This is a genomic window from Candidatus Arsenophonus triatominarum (assembly GCF_001640365.1).
Taxonomy (GTDB): Bacteria; Pseudomonadota; Gammaproteobacteria; order Enterobacterales; family Enterobacteriaceae; genus Arsenophonus; species Arsenophonus triatominarum.
The window spans coordinates 368,111-383,735 of record NZ_LWMI01000010.1; the positions used below are offsets into that span (position 1 = coordinate 368,111).

Annotated in this window: 14 protein-coding genes and 7 pseudogenes; 8 read left to right on the top strand and 13 right to left on the bottom strand. The window is 39.3% G+C overall.

Annotated elements, in window-relative coordinates; all coding sequences use genetic code 11:
- Positions 1–4: 4 nt before the first annotated feature.
- The 4 genes and pseudogenes from AYJ55_RS35885 to AYJ55_RS10370 all read right to left on the bottom strand — a co-directional run.
- Positions 5–679: pseudogene (locus tag AYJ55_RS35885) on the bottom strand (IS982 family transposase); the annotation flags it as partial.
- A 120-nt stretch (positions 680–799) separates the two neighbouring features.
- Positions 800–1,129: pseudogene (locus tag AYJ55_RS10360) on the bottom strand (transposase); the annotation flags it as partial.
- Between the two features lie 23 nt (positions 1,130–1,152).
- Positions 1,153–1,686, bottom strand: coding sequence for an IS630 family transposase (locus AYJ55_RS10365; RefSeq protein WP_162505291.1), 534 nt, complete (start codon positions 1,684–1,686; stop codon positions 1,153–1,155).
- A complete protein-coding gene (locus tag AYJ55_RS10370) occupies positions 1,610–1,975 on the bottom strand; it encodes an IS630 transposase-related protein (RefSeq protein WP_063653415.1) in 366 nt (121 codons plus the stop codon). The genes AYJ55_RS10365 and AYJ55_RS10370 overlap by 77 nt, the downstream gene beginning before the upstream one ends.
- Positions 1,976–2,142: 167 nt before the next feature.
- Between AYJ55_RS10370 and AYJ55_RS10375 the strand changes: the two genes are divergently transcribed.
- Positions 2,143–2,334 carry a transposase gene (locus AYJ55_RS10375; protein WP_245677337.1) on the top strand — a complete coding sequence of 64 codons (192 nt, stop codon included), beginning with the start codon at positions 2,143–2,145 and terminating at the stop codon, positions 2,332–2,334.
- Positions 2,335–2,402: 68 nt separating this feature from the next.
- On the opposite strand, the pseudogene AYJ55_RS33005 reads toward AYJ55_RS10375, so the two are convergent.
- Positions 2,403–2,549, bottom strand: a pseudogene (locus tag AYJ55_RS33005) (IS91 family transposase); the annotation flags it as partial.
- A gap of 117 nt (positions 2,550–2,666) precedes the next feature.
- Here AYJ55_RS33005 and AYJ55_RS10385 point away from each other — a divergent pair.
- Positions 2,667–2,918 carry a hypothetical protein gene (locus AYJ55_RS10385; RefSeq protein WP_063656197.1) on the top strand — a complete coding sequence of 84 codons (252 nt, stop codon included), beginning with the start codon at positions 2,667–2,669 and terminating at the stop codon, positions 2,916–2,918.
- A 73-nt stretch (positions 2,919–2,991) separates the two neighbouring features.
- Here the strand turns inward: AYJ55_RS10385 and uvrB are convergent, their stop codons facing one another.
- The 3 genes from uvrB to AYJ55_RS10400 form a co-directional block, all read right to left on the bottom strand.
- Complete coding sequence (uvrB, locus tag AYJ55_RS10390; protein ID WP_063656198.1) at positions 2,992–5,004, bottom strand: excinuclease ABC subunit UvrB; 2,013 nt, start codon at positions 5,002–5,004, stop codon at positions 2,992–2,994.
- Positions 5,005–5,523: 519 nt separating this feature from the next.
- Positions 5,524–6,057, bottom strand: a complete 534-nt coding sequence (locus tag AYJ55_RS10395) for an IS630 family transposase (protein WP_342668158.1) — start codon at positions 6,055–6,057, stop codon at positions 5,524–5,526.
- Positions 5,981–6,346, bottom strand: a complete 366-nt coding sequence (locus AYJ55_RS10400; RefSeq protein WP_063653415.1) for an IS630 transposase-related protein — start codon at positions 6,344–6,346, stop codon at positions 5,981–5,983. The genes AYJ55_RS10395 and AYJ55_RS10400 overlap by 77 nt, the downstream gene beginning before the upstream one ends.
- A 37-nt stretch (positions 6,347–6,383) precedes the next feature.
- Between AYJ55_RS10400 and AYJ55_RS10405 the strand changes: the two are divergent.
- From AYJ55_RS10405 to AYJ55_RS25755, 5 genes and pseudogenes are all read left to right on the top strand, one after another.
- Positions 6,384–7,177: pseudogene (locus tag AYJ55_RS10405) on the top strand (helix-turn-helix domain-containing protein); the annotation flags it as partial.
- A 37-nt stretch (positions 7,178–7,214) separates the two neighbouring features.
- The gene (locus AYJ55_RS10410) at positions 7,215–7,580 is read left to right on the top strand and encodes an IS630 transposase-related protein (protein ID WP_063653415.1); all 366 of its coding nucleotides are present in this window, start codon (positions 7,215–7,217) and stop codon (positions 7,578–7,580) included.
- On the top strand, positions 7,577–8,038 hold the full coding sequence (locus AYJ55_RS10415) for an IS630 family transposase (protein ID WP_063654041.1): 462 nt from the start codon (positions 7,577–7,579) through the stop codon (positions 8,036–8,038). The genes AYJ55_RS10410 and AYJ55_RS10415 overlap by 4 nt, the downstream gene beginning before the upstream one ends.
- 20 nt (positions 8,039–8,058) lie before the next feature.
- Positions 8,059–8,169: pseudogene (locus AYJ55_RS25750) on the top strand (IS481 family transposase); the annotation flags it as partial.
- Between the two features lie 59 nt (positions 8,170–8,228).
- A pseudogene (locus AYJ55_RS25755) lies at positions 8,229–8,859 on the top strand (IS982 family transposase); the annotation flags it as partial.
- 479 nt (positions 8,860–9,338) lie between these two features.
- Here AYJ55_RS25755 and bioD read toward each other — a convergent pair.
- The 4 genes from bioD to bioB are packed head-to-tail and all read right to left on the bottom strand — an operon-like array spanning position 9,339 to position 12,948.
- On the bottom strand, positions 9,339–10,031 hold the full coding sequence (gene bioD / locus AYJ55_RS10425; RefSeq protein WP_074168010.1) for a dethiobiotin synthase: 693 nt from the start codon (positions 10,029–10,031) through the stop codon (positions 9,339–9,341).
- Complete coding sequence (gene bioC, locus AYJ55_RS10430) at positions 10,009–10,782, bottom strand: malonyl-ACP O-methyltransferase BioC (protein ID WP_063656203.1); 774 nt, start codon at positions 10,780–10,782, stop codon at positions 10,009–10,011. The genes bioD and bioC overlap by 23 nt, the downstream gene beginning before the upstream one ends.
- Complete coding sequence (gene bioF / locus AYJ55_RS10435; protein ID WP_063656205.1) at positions 10,751–11,917, bottom strand: 8-amino-7-oxononanoate synthase; 1,167 nt, start codon at positions 11,915–11,917, stop codon at positions 10,751–10,753. The genes bioC and bioF overlap by 32 nt, the downstream gene beginning before the upstream one ends.
- Entirely contained in the window at positions 11,917–12,948 is a 1,032-nt protein-coding gene (bioB, locus tag AYJ55_RS10440; RefSeq protein WP_425393793.1) for a biotin synthase BioB, read from the bottom strand. The genes bioF and bioB overlap by 1 nt, the downstream gene beginning before the upstream one ends.
- A gap of 97 nt (positions 12,949–13,045) precedes the next feature.
- Here bioB and bioA point away from each other — a divergent pair, with 97 nt between their 5' ends.
- Positions 13,046–14,320 carry an adenosylmethionine--8-amino-7-oxononanoate transaminase gene (bioA, locus tag AYJ55_RS10445; RefSeq protein WP_063656207.1) on the top strand — a complete coding sequence of 425 codons (1,275 nt, stop codon included), beginning with the start codon at positions 13,046–13,048 and terminating at the stop codon, positions 14,318–14,320.
- Positions 14,321–14,332: 12 nt separating this feature from the next.
- On the opposite strand, the pseudogene pgl reads toward bioA, so the two are convergent.
- Positions 14,333–15,281 (bottom strand): annotated as a pseudogene (gene pgl, locus AYJ55_RS10450) (6-phosphogluconolactonase).
- Between the last annotated feature and the right edge of the window lie 344 nt (positions 15,282–15,625).

Here is a 15,625-nt window from a genome sequence, read left to right on the forward strand (position 1 = left end):
CTCAACAAGTCTGTTCAACAGGCTTCATTTTCTTCTTGATATTCGTTATAAGGTTAATTCCCATTGTTTTCAGTTGCTGTTTCAGTGAAGCCGATAAATACCCTTTATCCGCATACAAATAACCAGAAAGATCTTTTATCAGCTCAGGTAATATGGTTTCCGATCATCTGTGTTTCCTGGTGTAAGTCGAAAACTAAGTATTTCCCCCAAATGATTGATAATTACATGAAGTTTGAAACCAAAGAACCAACCTGTTGAGGTTTTTCCTCGTTCAGCTATCCCATCGAAGACTTTATGCCTGCGGATCCGTAAGTTATCACACAGCTATCGGAGTAGAATCGGCAACCGACAGATCCGTGCACTTTCCCTTAATTGACTCAAACAGTGCCGTTAAAGCTAAGGCACTGCGCGGAAGTAACTCTACGCAGCGTGAATATGATGGCAAGTTAGGAAATTCCTTCCGGAGATATAAACGGACATGATAGAGATAAAATACCTTGAATTGGCTGAATCGGAGTTGATGAAACAAAACAACCAGTCTCATCATTTCAGCCAATGAAAGCTGAGTAGACCGTCTACGAAGCTTACTACCGTTATTCAGCAAAATTTCATGCATTTTTGGCTCGAAGTCTTTACAAAAATCATCCATCAGGCAATAAAGTTCAGTAAGATTTTCCATAATTGTTTAACAATGCTCTACTCTTTAACCAGATTGTTAGAGTATTTTAACGAAATATGCGCATTCAACTATTTGAATAGCAAGACTTTCACTTTATTTCTTATCCCGAACTCAGGTTATATTACGGTTAACAATCCGATTTTTTCTCAACGTAGTTACCCAAACCCAACCATGAGATCGAATTGATTTCAGATTATCCAGGCTAGAATACCAAGCATCCATCGCTACCGCTTCAGGCTTGATCCCTCTTTTTTTAGCAAGTGCGAGCATTTCGGAAAAATGCGTATTTTTTGTTTTTCCATCGGAATCTTTATCATAAATACGATAATCAATAAGAATTGATTCAACAGTTGTTAGATTATGCCAAAGTAAATTAACTAAACCTATGCCAGCAATAACATCATGTTCGTTACCTGAATACTGATAATGAACCATCTCTATTTTTTTACTATAGCTAGGCGACTTAATTTTGATTACAGCATATGTATTAAAAACAGGTCATCGATAGTGCATCCTGTTTCCATCTTTTTACGTTTAGCTTGAGACCATTTATGTTCTATAGGATTTAAATCTGGTGAATACACAGGCAAATATTCTATCTGGTGTCCTGCGTTTATAATTGCCTGTTCAATATTCTTACCTTTGTGAAAGCTAGCGTTGTCCATAAAAATAACAGAATTTTCAGGAAGTTCTGGGAGCAATATTTTTGTGATCCAAACATAAAAAACATCACGATTAATATTGCAATCAAATAATCCGATAGCAAAAAGGGTTGTTCCCAATAAAGCGCCAATAACATTTGTTCTTCCCTTAGCACCCCAGTTTTTCAGGCCAAAACAACGGTGACCTTTTGGGGAATAGCCGTGAGTTCGTGGAGTGTCATGTGAAAAACCACTTTCATCAATAAAAACAACAGATTTATCTTTTTTTTCATACTGTTGTCTTTTTTGCTGATGTGCCAGCCTGTCGCTTTCGTTGGTTTTTGGATGGAATAGAGTTTTTTTTATAGGTTAATCCCAGCTTTTTAAGGGATTGCCAAATAGTCTTTTTACAAACACCGAATCGCTCTGCCCGTTCCTTTTGGTAAGCATCTGGATACTGTTCCACATCTTTTGCTAAAGCATTTTTATCGAGCTTCCTCTTACGTGGCGTTGAATTTTTTGGCTCTGGTCGTTTAAGCCAACGTACTAAAGACGCTTTTCCAATACGGAATTGTTTCGCAGTTTCTCGAATTGTTAAACCTTCGGCTTTCCTTACAGATATTACTTTACGTCGAAAATCAATTGTATAACTCATAACACACCTTGTAATCAAAATTAAGTCGCCTAGCTATATTGGCGCTTTATTGGGAACAACCCTTTTTGCTATCGGATTATTTGATTGCAATATTAATCGTGATGTTTTTTTATGTTTGGATCACAAAAATATTGCTCCCAGAACTTCCTGAAAATTCTGTTATTTTTATGGACAACGCTAGCTTTCACAAAGGTAAGAATATTGAACAGGCAATTATAAACGCAGGACACCAGATAGAATATTTGCCTGTGTATTCACCAGATTTAAATCCTATAGAACATAAATGGTCTCAAGCTAAACGTAAAAAGATGGAAACAGGATGCACTATCGATGACCTGTTTTTAATACATATGCTGTAATCAAAATTAAGTCGCCTAGCTATATCACCTCAACTTAGGTGGCCAAATTTAGTATGCCACTACAAAATTGACCACCCCATGAGCGAAGTGCCGCAAGCCATAATCTTTACCATGGTTTCCATCACAACAGTTCGGACACTATCAGGGGGTTGGCGATTAAGCCAATTGAGCCAGCGTTGACCAAATTGAAAAACATGACTAAAACGCGGTGACATAAAAGGGACCAAAAGATTGAGAAATAGGTATCGGGTTATACCAGTACTAACAAGCAATGACAAGTCGTCGCCATAGGCGACCATCTTGGTAAAGAACTAAACCAACCCGCTGCCAATATGCAACTAACCGAAAAAATTGCAATGATTGAAAAACACATTTGCCAACAGAAAATTGATGCGGTTATCGTTGGTCCAGTAACCGATACATCAAGCCTACCAGATCGAATCGTGCTCCAAAGAAAACTCGCTGACCAAAATGTCTGTTACCGTCATGATCGAGACTTATTGCGCCAGGCTATTGAAGACATGGCACACAAAATTCATCAACTTAAACCTTTTAACTTATCTCCTTACCCGAATGCCAGATAGCGCCTTGCTTGGCACCCACCCCGCCTTAAAGTGCGTGGTTGCGCCGCACTGCGGATAAAAATTGTCTAATGCTTTAAGAATTAGCAATAAACTGTTCACGTAGCAATTGAATTTGATCGCGTAAACTGGCTGCTTGTTCAAATTCAAGATCTTGTGCATAACGATACATTTGTGCTTCTAACGTCTGAATTTTTAGCTCCAATTCTTTGGCCGAAAGTTTCTGATAATCTTCGATAATCGGTGATACTTGCGGTTGTTTATGTTTACCTTTTGCCGATACCGGTACACCGACTTGTAAAATATCGCCAACTTTTTTATTTAAACCTTTAGGCACAATACCATGCTGTTGATTAAAGGCGATTTGCTTTTCGCGACGACGTTCCGTTTCTTTAATCGCTTTTGCCATTGAATCAGTAACCTTATCGCCATATAAAATAGCTTTACCTTTCAGGTTACGCGCTGCACGCCCAATCGTTTGAATTAATGAACGCTCTGAACGTAAAAATCCTTCTTTATCTGCGTCTAAGATAGCAACTAGTGATACCTCTGGCATGTCCAACCCTTCACGCAACAAGTTGATGCCCACTAAAACATCAAATAAGCCTAATCGTAAATCACGAATAATTTCGACCCGTTCAACGGTATCAATATCTGAATGCAAATAACGAACCTTTATGTCATGTTCTTGCAGATAATCGGTCAAATCTTCTGCCATTCTTTTGGTTAACGTTGTTACTAGCACTCGTTCATTTACCGCTGTACGCAAATTGATTTCAGATAACAGATCATCAACCTGAGTGGCTACCGGACGAACTTCAATTTCGGGATCGAGTAAGCCAGTTGGCCGGACAACTTGCTCAATAATTTCATTCGCCGATTTTTCCAATTCATACTTACCTGGCGTGGCAGAAATATAAATTGTTTGTGGGGAAAGTGCTTCAAATTCCTCAAAACGTAACGGGCGATTATCCAACGCAGAAGGTAAGCGAAAACCATATTCTACCAATGTCTCTTTACGGGAGCGATCACCACGATACATACCGCCAATCTGTGGGATGGTGACATGCGATTCATCAATAACTAATAAACCATCTGCGGGTAAATAGTCAAACAACGTTGGTGGTGGTTCATCAGTTGCACGGCCAGAAAGATAACGTGAATAATTTTCAATACCAGAACAATAACCCAATTCATTCATCATCTCCAAATCAAACTGGGTACGCTGTGTTAACCGCTGCTCCTCAACTAGTTTACTATTTTCCAGTAGTAATTTACGTCTTTGTGCCAATTCAGTTTTAATCTGCTCCATGGCTTCAAGGATACGCTCACGTGGAGTTACATAGTGGGTTTTAGGATAAATGGTAAATCGCGGTACATTATGTTGGATCTGTCCGGTTAAGGGATCAAAAAGCGCTAGCCGTTCTACTTCCTCATCAAATAATTCAACTCGTAACGCATATTGATCTGATTCGGCAGGAAAAATATCAATCACTTCCCCCCTAACTCTAAATGTACCTCGCTGAAATGCTTGATCATTGCGGCTATATTGCAAATCGGCCAGGCGGCGTAAGATAGCTCGCTGATCAATAATCATACCTTTGGTTAAATGAAGCATCATTTTTAGATAGCTATCAGGATCACCTAAACCATAAATCGCTGATACCGAAGCAACAACAATAACATCACGTCTTTCAAGCAGTGCTTTAGTGGCAGAGAGTCGCATCTGTTCAATATGTTCGTTAATAGAAGCGTCTTTTTCAATAAAGGTATCGGAGCTTGGAACATACGCTTCTGGTTGATAATAATCATAATAAGAAACAAAATATTCCACCGCATTGTCAGGAAAAAAAGCCTTCATCTCACTATATAATTGTGCAGCCAACGTCTTATTGTGAGCCATTACCATTACAGGGCGGTTAACCTGCTCAATAACGTTAGCGATAGTGAATGTTTTACCCGATCCGGTGACACCAAGTAAGGTTTGATGAGCCAATCCATCATTAAGACCTTCGATTAATTTCTTTATAGCTGCGGGCTGATCACCGGCAGGTTGAAATTCAGCATGTAATTTGAAGACTTTACTCATCTAACCCTCTCCACTAAAAATATATCTTTATCATACTGGATAAAAAAACAGTTTCATCCACAACCAATTATCTACATATATTTATTATTTTAATAACTTAGTTATCCCCAAGTTTTTTTTACCTTGAATTATATTTTATGCTAATCAGCCAATGTAAAACTTTATTATATATCATTTCAGACTTGATTTTATATAACATATTAATATTTATAAAATTTTACTTTAGAGCCGAGAATGGCATCAACTGCCAGCCAAACCTCATCCCATCTCGGTTAGCATAACTTTTCTAGATCTCACGAGTTTCGCACAGGCATATAAAATTCCAGAAATGACTTAAAAGCAATGGTTAATTTGCAAGTTACTAAAACGTATAAATTTGTTTAAATTACAATAAGTTGCTTTTAATTTATAAGATTTTGTCTATTTATATTATTATGCTGAATTAAACTTTAAAATAACCTGAGTTCGGGATAAGAAATAAAGTGAAAGTCTTGCTATAGCTAGGCGACTTAATTTTGATTACAGCATATGTATTAAAAACAGGTCATCGATAGTGCATCCTGTTTCCATCTTTTTACGTTTAGCTTGAGACCATTTATGTTCTATAGGATTTAAATCTGGTGAATACACAGGCAAATATTCCATCTGGTGTCCTGCGTTTATAATTGCCTGTTCAATATTCTTACCTTTGTGAAAGCTAGCGTTGTCCATAAAAATAACAGAATTTTCAGGAAGTTCTGGGAGCAATATTTTTGTGATCCAAACATAAAAAACATCACGATTAATATTGCAATCAAATAATCCGATAGCAAAAAGGGTTGTTCCCAATAAAGCGCCAATAACATTTGTTCTTCCCTTAGCACCCCAGTTTTTCAGGCCAAAACAACGGTGACCTTTTGGGGAATAGCCGTGAGTTCGTGGAGTGTCATGTGAAAAACCACTTTCATCAATAAAAACAACAGATTTATCTTTTTTTTCATACTGTTGTCTTTTTTGCTGATGTGCCAGCCTGTCGCTTTCGTTGGTTTTTGGATGGAATAGAGTTTTTTTTATAGGTTAATCCCAGCTTTTTAAGGGATTGCCAAATAGTCTTTTTACAAACACCGAATCGCTCTGCCCGTTCCTTTTGGTAAGCATCTGGATACTGTTCCACATCTTTTGCTAAAGCATTTTTATCGAGCTTCCTCTTACGTGGCGTTGAATTTTTTGGCTCTGGTCGTTTAAGCCAACGTACTAAAGACGCTTTTCCAATACGGAATTGTTTCGCAGTTTCTCGAATTGTTAAACCTTCGGCTTTCCTTACAGATATTACTTTACGTCGAAAATCAATTGTATAACTCATAACACACCTTGTAATCAAAATTAAGTCGCCTAGCTATAACGTCTCAAAAGCCTGTAAGATTATGGGGGTATCCCGAGATACGTTTTATTGCTACCAGGAACTTGTTAACGATGGTGGGATAGACGCTTTAATTAATCAAAATCGACGGGTGCCTAACGTAAAAAATAGAGTAGATGAACAGATTGAAAGCGCTGTAGTTAAGTATGCGATTGAATACCCTGCACACGGTCACCACCGCAGTAGTAATGAACTAAGAAAAAAAGGCATTTTTGTTTCGGGGAGTGGCGTTCGCTCTATTTGGCTGCGCCATAATCTCGAAAATTTTACAAAACGCCTAAAAGCGCTTGAAGATAAAATCGCAACAGAAGGAATTATCCTGTCAGAATCACAAATCAGTGCTCTAGAAAAAAAAGCGCAAGATGATGAAGCCTGTGGTGAGATTGAAACAGCGCATCCAGGTTATCTGGGTTCACAAGATACTTTTTATGTCGGTCATTTAAAAGGCGTTGATCGTGTTTATCAACAAACTTTCATTGATACTTACAGTAAAGTCGTTCATTGTAAGCTTTACACAACAAAAAGCGCGATAACGGCGGCAGATTTATTAAATGACAAGGTTCTCCCTTTTTATTCCCAGCATGGGTTACCGGTGTTACGTATACTGACGGACTGTAGTGGTCAACTAAAGCTCGTTCACCTCAAACTAATGGGATTTGTGAACGCTTTCATAAAACTGTATTACAAGAGTTCTATCAGGTGGCTTTTCGTAAGAAAATCTATAGGGCTTTAGATGAATTACATGCTGATTTAGATAAATGGTTAGCGGAATATATAGCTAGGCGACTTAATTTTGATTACAAGGTGTGTTATGAGTTATACAATTGATTTTCGACGTAAAGTAATATCTGTAAGGAAAGCCGAAGGTTTAACAATTCGAGAAACTGCGAAACAATTCCGTATTGGAAAAGCGTCTTTAGTACGTTGGCTTAAACGACCAGAGCCAAAAAATTCAACGCCACGTAAGAGGAAGCTCGATAAAAATGCTTTAGCAAAAGATGTGGAACAGTATCCAGATGCTTACCAAAAGGAACGGGCAGAGCGATTCGGTGTTTGTAAAAAGACTATTTGGCAATCCCTTAAAAAGCTGGGATTGACCTATAAAAAAAACTCTATTCCATCCAAAAACCAACGAAAGCGACAGGCTGGCACATCAGCAAAAAAGACAACAGTATGAAAAAAAAAGATAAATCTGTTGTTTTTATTGATGAAAGTGGTTTTTCACATGACACTCCACGAACTCACGGCTATTCCCCAAAAGGTCACCGTTGTTTTGGCCTGAAAAACTGGGGTGCTAAGGGAAGAACAAATGTTATTGGCGCTTTATTGGGAACAACCCTTTTTGCTATCGGATTATTTGATTGCAATATTAACCGTGATGTTTTTTATGTTTGGATCACAAAAATATTGCTCCCAGAACTTCCTGAAAATTCTGTTATTTTTATGGACAACGCTAGCTTTCACAAAGGTAAGAATATTGAACAGGCAATTATAAACGCAGGACACCAGATAGAATATTTGCCTGTGTATTCACCAGATTTAAATCCTATAGAACATAAATGGTCTCAAGCTAAACGTAAAAAGATGGAAACAGGATGCACTATCGATGACCTGTTTTTAATACATATGCTGTAATCAAAATTAAGTCGCCTAGCTATAATAACCAACGCACTCATCAAGGAAAAATGTGTTGCGGTCGAACGCCTATGGCAACTTTACACGATGGAAAACAACTTTGGAGAGAGAAAAATTTAAATCAAATTTAACCTGACAGGTACTGTATAAATAACCGGTAACTATCAGATCAAGTCTGAGCTACTACACATCATATTCACGCTGCGTAGAGTTACTTCCGCGCAGTGCCTTAGTTTTAACGGCACTGTTTGAGTCAATTAAGGGAAAGTGCATGGGTCTGTCGGTTGCCGATTCTACTCCGATAGCTGTGTGATAACTTACGGATCCGCCGGCATAAAGTCTTCGATGGGATAGCTGAACGAGGAAAAACCTCAACAGGTTGGTTCTTTGGTTTTAAACTTCATGTAATTATCAATCATTTGGGGGAAATACTCAGTTTTCGGTTTACACCAGGAAACACAGATGATCGGAAACCATTACCTGAGCTGATAAAAGATCTTTCTGGTTGTTTGTATGCGGATAAAGGGTATTTATCGGCTTCACTGAAACAGCAACTGAAAACAATGGGAATTAACCTTATAACGAATATCAAGAAGAAAATGAAGCCTGTTGAACAGACTTGTTTCGACAAAGCCATCTTGCGTCATCGTTCTGTCATTGAAACGGTATTTGATGAGTTAAAAAATCTTTGTCAGATAGCGCATACGCGGCACCGCTCTCCTGCTAACTTTGTAGTGAATTTATTAGCCGGGCGGGTTGCATATTGTTTAATTCCATCTAAACCAAAGATACCGGTGGCAGGAACATATCTTCAAGCATAATTGATAATGCTTATCCCGAACTCAGGTTAAAAATAGAGCGTTTTTTTATTGGTGCGAAACTCGTGGATCTAATACACAAGGTTATCCACAGGAATAGTGGATAACTCAAGAAATTCTTTTCAGCATCAATAGTTCACGAGTTTCGCACAGGCATATAAAATTCCAGAAATGGCTTAAAAGCAATGGTTAATTTGCAAGTTACTAAAACGTATAAATTTGTTTAAATTACAATAAGTTGCTTTTAATTTATAAGATTTTGTCTATTTATATATTATGTTGAATTAAACTTAAAAATAGAGCGTTTTTTTATTGGTGCGAAACTCGTGTAGTTGTAAGATTTTCACTTGAGCATTGGCAAAGATTTTTGCCAAAAAAATAATCAGAAAAAAGAAAAATAGCATTTCGTTTGTTGCAGTTAAGCTAATTCAATCAAAATATGGCTAAAGCGGCATAACGCTTTAGCCTAAAAATTACTCCTATTACAGTAGGTTATCTAAATTAACAAATTTGCCAATCGAATGAGATTGCCAATTCGGCAAATGCGGAATAGCGCCTAAACATGGTGCTGACAGCCGTTGCTGTAATGTTAGCAAATAATCCTGCTGATATTGACCCGGTAAAACAATTTCATTAGCCACCCAGCCTGCCAATAATAAGCCACTTTGCTCAATGGCCTGTGCGGTTAGTATTGCATGGTTGATACAACCCAATTTAATGCCAACTGTTAATATCACTGGCAATTGCTGTTGCATAACCCAATCAGCCAAAGTGTGCTCAGCACAAAGCGGTGTATACCATCCACCAGCACCTTCGACAATAATCCAGTCAGCAGATTGTTTTAATTTATTTAATCCTGCATGCATTATCTGCCAATCGATAAGCTCCCCTGTTAGTTGACTAGCAATATGGGGTGACGTTGCTTGAGCAAAAACGATCGGATTAACATCATGGTAATTCAGTTTCACGCTACTATTTTTTCTTAATAACAGGGCATCTGAATTTCTTAAGCCAACGTTTAATTGTTCACTGCCTGAGGCTACCGGTTTATAGCCTGCTGTTTGATAACCGTGATCCGCAGCCGCTTGTAGCATCGCGCAGCTAACGACAGTCTTACCCACATCTGTGTCAGTTCCGGTGAGAAAAAAACATCTATTCACGATATAACATTCCATAAACCAGTTGATAAGTTAAGGGAAATTGCTGATTAATATGAGGATAATGATCAATCAGTTTAGCTAACTGGTTTTTTGTCATTAGACCCTGCTGCTGACGCCCATCAGTTAGATAAGTCGCGCCAATACCTTTTATAGATTGAAGTAAACAAGTAAATGTAGGGTATGTTAAATGCCAGGAACGCTGTTCTAAACTATGTGGCCAATCACGACAAGTCTGCTTAATTTGTTCAAAAGTCATAAAAGAATTAATATGCCGGTTATTATCAACTTTTTGCCAACACTGTTGTAGCTCTTGTAATGAGCCATCGCCTAAAGTAGAAAAAGCAACGACCCCACCCTTTTTAGTAACACGATATAACTCACTTAATGGGGTAGATAAATTACTACACCACTGAATAGCAAGATGACTAAAACAGAGATCAACACTTTCATCGGCGAGTGGTAACCTCTCCATATCGGCCTGGATATAGCTCATAGCCGCCTGCTTTTGTTGAGCTATGGCTAACATTGATGCAGACAGATCGAGGGCAATAACCCGTTTTCCGGCTAACTGCCACTGCGCACTGAAATAGCCGGTACCACAGCCAGCATCCAGCACTGTGTTACCAAGTATTGCAGATAAGCAATCAAACAGATGTTGGCCACTTTGTTGTTGAAATAATGCAATATTGTCGTAATTTTTTGCCGCCCGCCCAAAAGCTTGAGCAATCGCTTGCTTATTCATCGGCGTCGTTGTTAAAGAAGTCATTCAACGTTTCCATTAACTGTGCAATATCGGCTAATTGATGATTAGCCATCAAGGTGATCCTTAATCTTGCACTACCCGCTGGTACCGTTGGCGGCCGAATAGCTTGCACCCAAAATCCTTGCTGGCGTAAAAATTGAGATAACTGTAAACAGCGTTGGTTACTACCAACAATGAGTGGCTGAATTGCGCTAGCGGAATTTAATAGTGGCAATTGATAGTGGTTGGCTAATTGACGAAAATAATCGATATTGCGCTGTAAATTGGCTCTTAATTCATTTGCTTGACGAATTTGTCTAACGGCCTCAGCTAATGCCACAGCTTGAGCCGGAGGCATTGAAGTACTATAAATCAAATGGCGAGCATATTGCAGAAAATAATCAGCGGTGTTTTCATCACAAAGCAATGCCGCACCACTAAGACCAAAAGCTTTACCAAATGTCACCACCAGCAGTTCAGGCTTTATCTTATGCAGATAACAACTACCTCTGCCTTCATGGCCTCTTACGCCAATACCATGGGCATCATCCACTAATAACCACGCTTGCGCTTGCCTCGCCACTGCCTGCAATTGAGCTAAAGGGGCACTATCGCCATCCATACTAAATATACCTTCAGTGGCAACCAGTGTTTTACCAGTATGATTGGTCGCCAAAAAATGCCTTAAGGCGTCAGGTTGATTGTGGGCAAAACGTTGTAATCTAGCTGGCGATAACATCGCGGCTTCCAGTAAGGATGCATGACTGAGTTTATCGGCCACAATATGATCATTTTTGTTCATTAAGGCCGTTATTACACTTTGATTTGCCGCATAGCCGGAAATAAATAACAAAGCATGGGGGTAACCTAACCAATCGGCAAGCTGTTGCTCTAATTGGGCGTGAGCGCAATTAAAACCGATAACATGACCAGAGCTTCCACTACCTGTTCCATATTGGCTTAATCCTGTTTGCCAGGCTTTAATAATTGCCGCATGATGACTTAATCCCAGATAATCATTACTTGAAAAATTGACATACTGCTGTTGATCAAAGATTAGCGTACACGCATCATTTTTTTTTATTAGCTGCCGCTGCCGCCACAATGCTTGCTGCTTGCGCATATCAAGTTGACGAGTTAAAAATGTTGACCAATTCATTATAGTGCCGCGTTATAAAACTGTTCCGTATCCACCTGCATCATAGCTTCTTCCAGCTGCTCAATTTGCTGGCGGTGAGTCAAAGCGGTTTCAATCGGTTGAGGATTAATATTTAGTTTGCAAAAAAGTTGCTGATCTTTATCTTCTTTGGGATTAGCGGCCGTCAATAACTTACAGCCATAAAAGAGGGAGTTAGCCCCGGCCATAAAGCAGAGTGCTTGCATCTGTTCATTCATCTGTTCACGGCCAGCAGAAAGTCGGACGAAAGAGGTTGGCATCATAATACGGGCAATAGCGATGGTTCGAATAAAGTCAAAAGGATCCACATCTTCATTATCTTCAAGGGGCGTGCCTTTTATTTTTATTAGCATATTAATCGGCACACTTTCAGGAGCCTGTGGTAAATTAGCTAATTGAACCAATAGCGCCGCCCGATCAGTAACCTTTTCACCTAAACCAACAATTCCACCAGAACATACCTTCATGCCTGCCTGACGAACTATATCAATCGTATCCAGCCTTTCTTGATAGGTTCGAGTGGTAATAATGCTGCCATAAAATTCAGGTGAGGTGTCTAAATTGTGATTGTAATAATCAAGTCCAGCCTCCGCTAACCGGTGTGCTTGATGATTATTTAATTTACCCAGTGTCATGCAGGTTTCTAAGCCTAACGCTTTGACTTCTTTCACCATGGTTTCGAGATAAGGCATATCGCGTTCATGGGGATTGCGCCAGGCAGCGCCCATACAAAAACGGGTTGAACCGGCTTTTTTGGCTTGTTTAGCCGATTCGAGCACTTGCTGGACTTCTAATAGTCGCTCCGCTTTTAATCCGGTTTTATAGCGAGCACTTTGTGGGCAATATTTGCAATCTTCAGGGCAAGCGCCGGTTTTAATGGAGAGTAAAGTACTAATCTGGATCTGTTGCGGATCAAAATGTTGACGATGAACTTGCTGAGCTTGAAAAAGTAATGCAAAAAAAGGTAAATCAAATAATGCTTGTGCCTGGCTAAGTGTCCATGGTTTTTCCATCTTCACCATTCTCTCTTCTGAAACAAAAAGTATTGCCAGTTTAAATAACTGCGTTATCATGTCAACTAAAATAAGTAAAATTAGTTGACTATGCATAATGAAAATCGACGATCTTAATTTTGATGCGAAACATATTTGGCACCCATACACTTCAATGACGAAACCAATACCGGCTTATCCTGTCGTGCGTGCTTCAGGTGTCGAACTTGAATTAGCTGATGGCAGAAAATTGATTGATGGTATGGCTTCCTGGTGGGCAGCAATTCATGGCTATAACCATCCCGTACTCAATCAAGCCGCTACAGAGCAATTAACGAAAATGTCCCATGTAATGTTTGGTGGCATCACACATCCGGCAGCGACTGCTTTGTGCCGACAATTAATCGATATAACTGATGATAAATTAGAGTGTATTTTTCTGGCTGATTCCGGCTCAGTTGCGGTAGAGGTGTCATTAAAAATGGCATTACAATATTGGCAGGCACGAGGCGAAGCGCGCCACCAGTTTATTGCCTTACAACAAGGATATCATGGTGATACCTTTGGTGCTACGTCAGTTTGCGATCCGGAAAACTCGATGCATAGTCTTTATCGGGGTTATCTACCCGAACATATTTTCGTGCAAGCGCCTCAATGCGGTTTTTATCAGCAATGGCAAGCCGACTCTCTGATCCCATTACAAAAAATACTAACCGAACAGGCCGACAAAATTGCTGCCATTATCGTTGAGCCGATCGTTCAGGGAGCGGGCGGTATGCGAATTTATCACCCTAATTATTTGACGGCAGTGAGAGAATTATGCGATCGCTATAATATTTTGCTAATTGCTGATGAAATCGCCACCGGTTTTGGCCGTACCGGCAAATTATTTGCTTGTCAACATAGCGGCATTGCGCCGGATGTTTTATGTTTAGGTAAAGCGCTAACCGGTGGTTATGTTACTCTGTCAGCCACTCTGACCAGCCGTTCTATCGCAGAGACTATCAGCCTAGGTAAAGCCGGCTGTTTTATGCATGGGCCCACTTTTATGGGTAACCCATTAGCTTGCGCGATCGCTGATGCGAGCATAACATTACTAAGGAATAGCCCATGGCAAAAATGGGTGAAAAACATTGAAACTCAATTGATGGCTGAACTCTACCCATTGCGAGCTCAACCACAAGTTGTTGACGTGCGAGTTTTAGGCGCAATTGGCGTTGTTGAAATAAAAAGCCCCGTCAATGTGCCTGAATTACAACGTCATTTTGTTGCTGAGGGAGTCTGGATCCGGCCATTTGGTAAATTAATTTATCTAATGCCACCCTATATTATTACCGCTGAACAGCTGACTAAGTTAACGCAAGCGATAAAAAAAATAGTCATCAAACTATAAATTAAAAATAATTTAGTTTTCAATTATATGGGTCGTGATCCACATCGGCCCTTTGCCAACTGGATACCGATCTAATGCTTGTAGCACGCCAGTCACCGCATCTATTTTATAAACCGCAATATGATTGGACTTTTGGCCTGCGGCCAGCAAAAAAAGACCGCTTTGATCAATATTGAAGCCACGCGGTTGAGTTTCGGTTGCATAAGCCGCCATCGGCGTTAATTCTAACCCCTCTGTTGTCACCTCGAAGTGGCGTATAATACTGGCAGAACGTTCACTAGCATAAAGATGACGACCATTTGGCGTAATATGGATATCCGCAGCCCAAGGTTTGCATTCCGATCCGGCAGCCAAAATGTCACAATTTTGCTTTTGCTGATAAGGTTCAAATGCAGAATAAACATTAATGGTGGCATCTAACTCATTTAAACAATAAAAAGAGTTCTGGTTGGGCGAAAATGCCAAATGGCGGGGCCCTGCGCCTTTGTTAGTTGTAATCCGATAGGCAACCTGTTCGGTTAAATGTCCATTGCCATTGATGGTATAAACGCGGATCTGATCTTCCGCTAAACAAGGGACAAATAAGTGTGAATTATCAAAACTTAGCCCCAATCCATGGGGATGTTTTAAATCGCCAATAACTTGAATTGGTGATTGAGCGATCCCCTGTTGATCAACCGGTAACACCATTAAATTACCCTGATGGTAAGAGGGAATAAATAACCAGCGACCCTGATTATCAATTTCAATATGGGTTGGCGTGGCGGGAATAGCGGTAATGGCCTGTTGGCTAAGTTTTCCTTCAGCTGAAATAAGATAAGTAATAATCGCAAAATCAGGGCGGATACCAACATAAAGGTGTCGACCATCACGACTAAAATGTCAGTTTGCCCTTTTCATCCATTGACCAAACATGAATTTGCTTGCTTTCTGGACTGGCAACATACACTACCTGTTTCATTGATTAACTCCTCAGAAATGATTCGACAAAATAGCCTCAGTTATCATATCCGATTTGCTGCTAAATAATGACAAAAATAGCCAAACGGTTAATAAAAAAATTTATTCATCAGCTGACTGATGTCACTATGTTGCATGTTTTTATAAATTATCACTGTGTGCTAAAGTTTATATTTACCGATAATAATTTCCTGATTGTTGAGAGCCATTGAATATAGCCTTATTCAACTAAATTTAGTATTCAGATTATCACCAATTAAATTAAACCCTATAAAAATCTGTTGTTAAAAAGTAAAAAATAATATTATATAAATATATAAAATATTTATTTTGTCAATAAAAGCA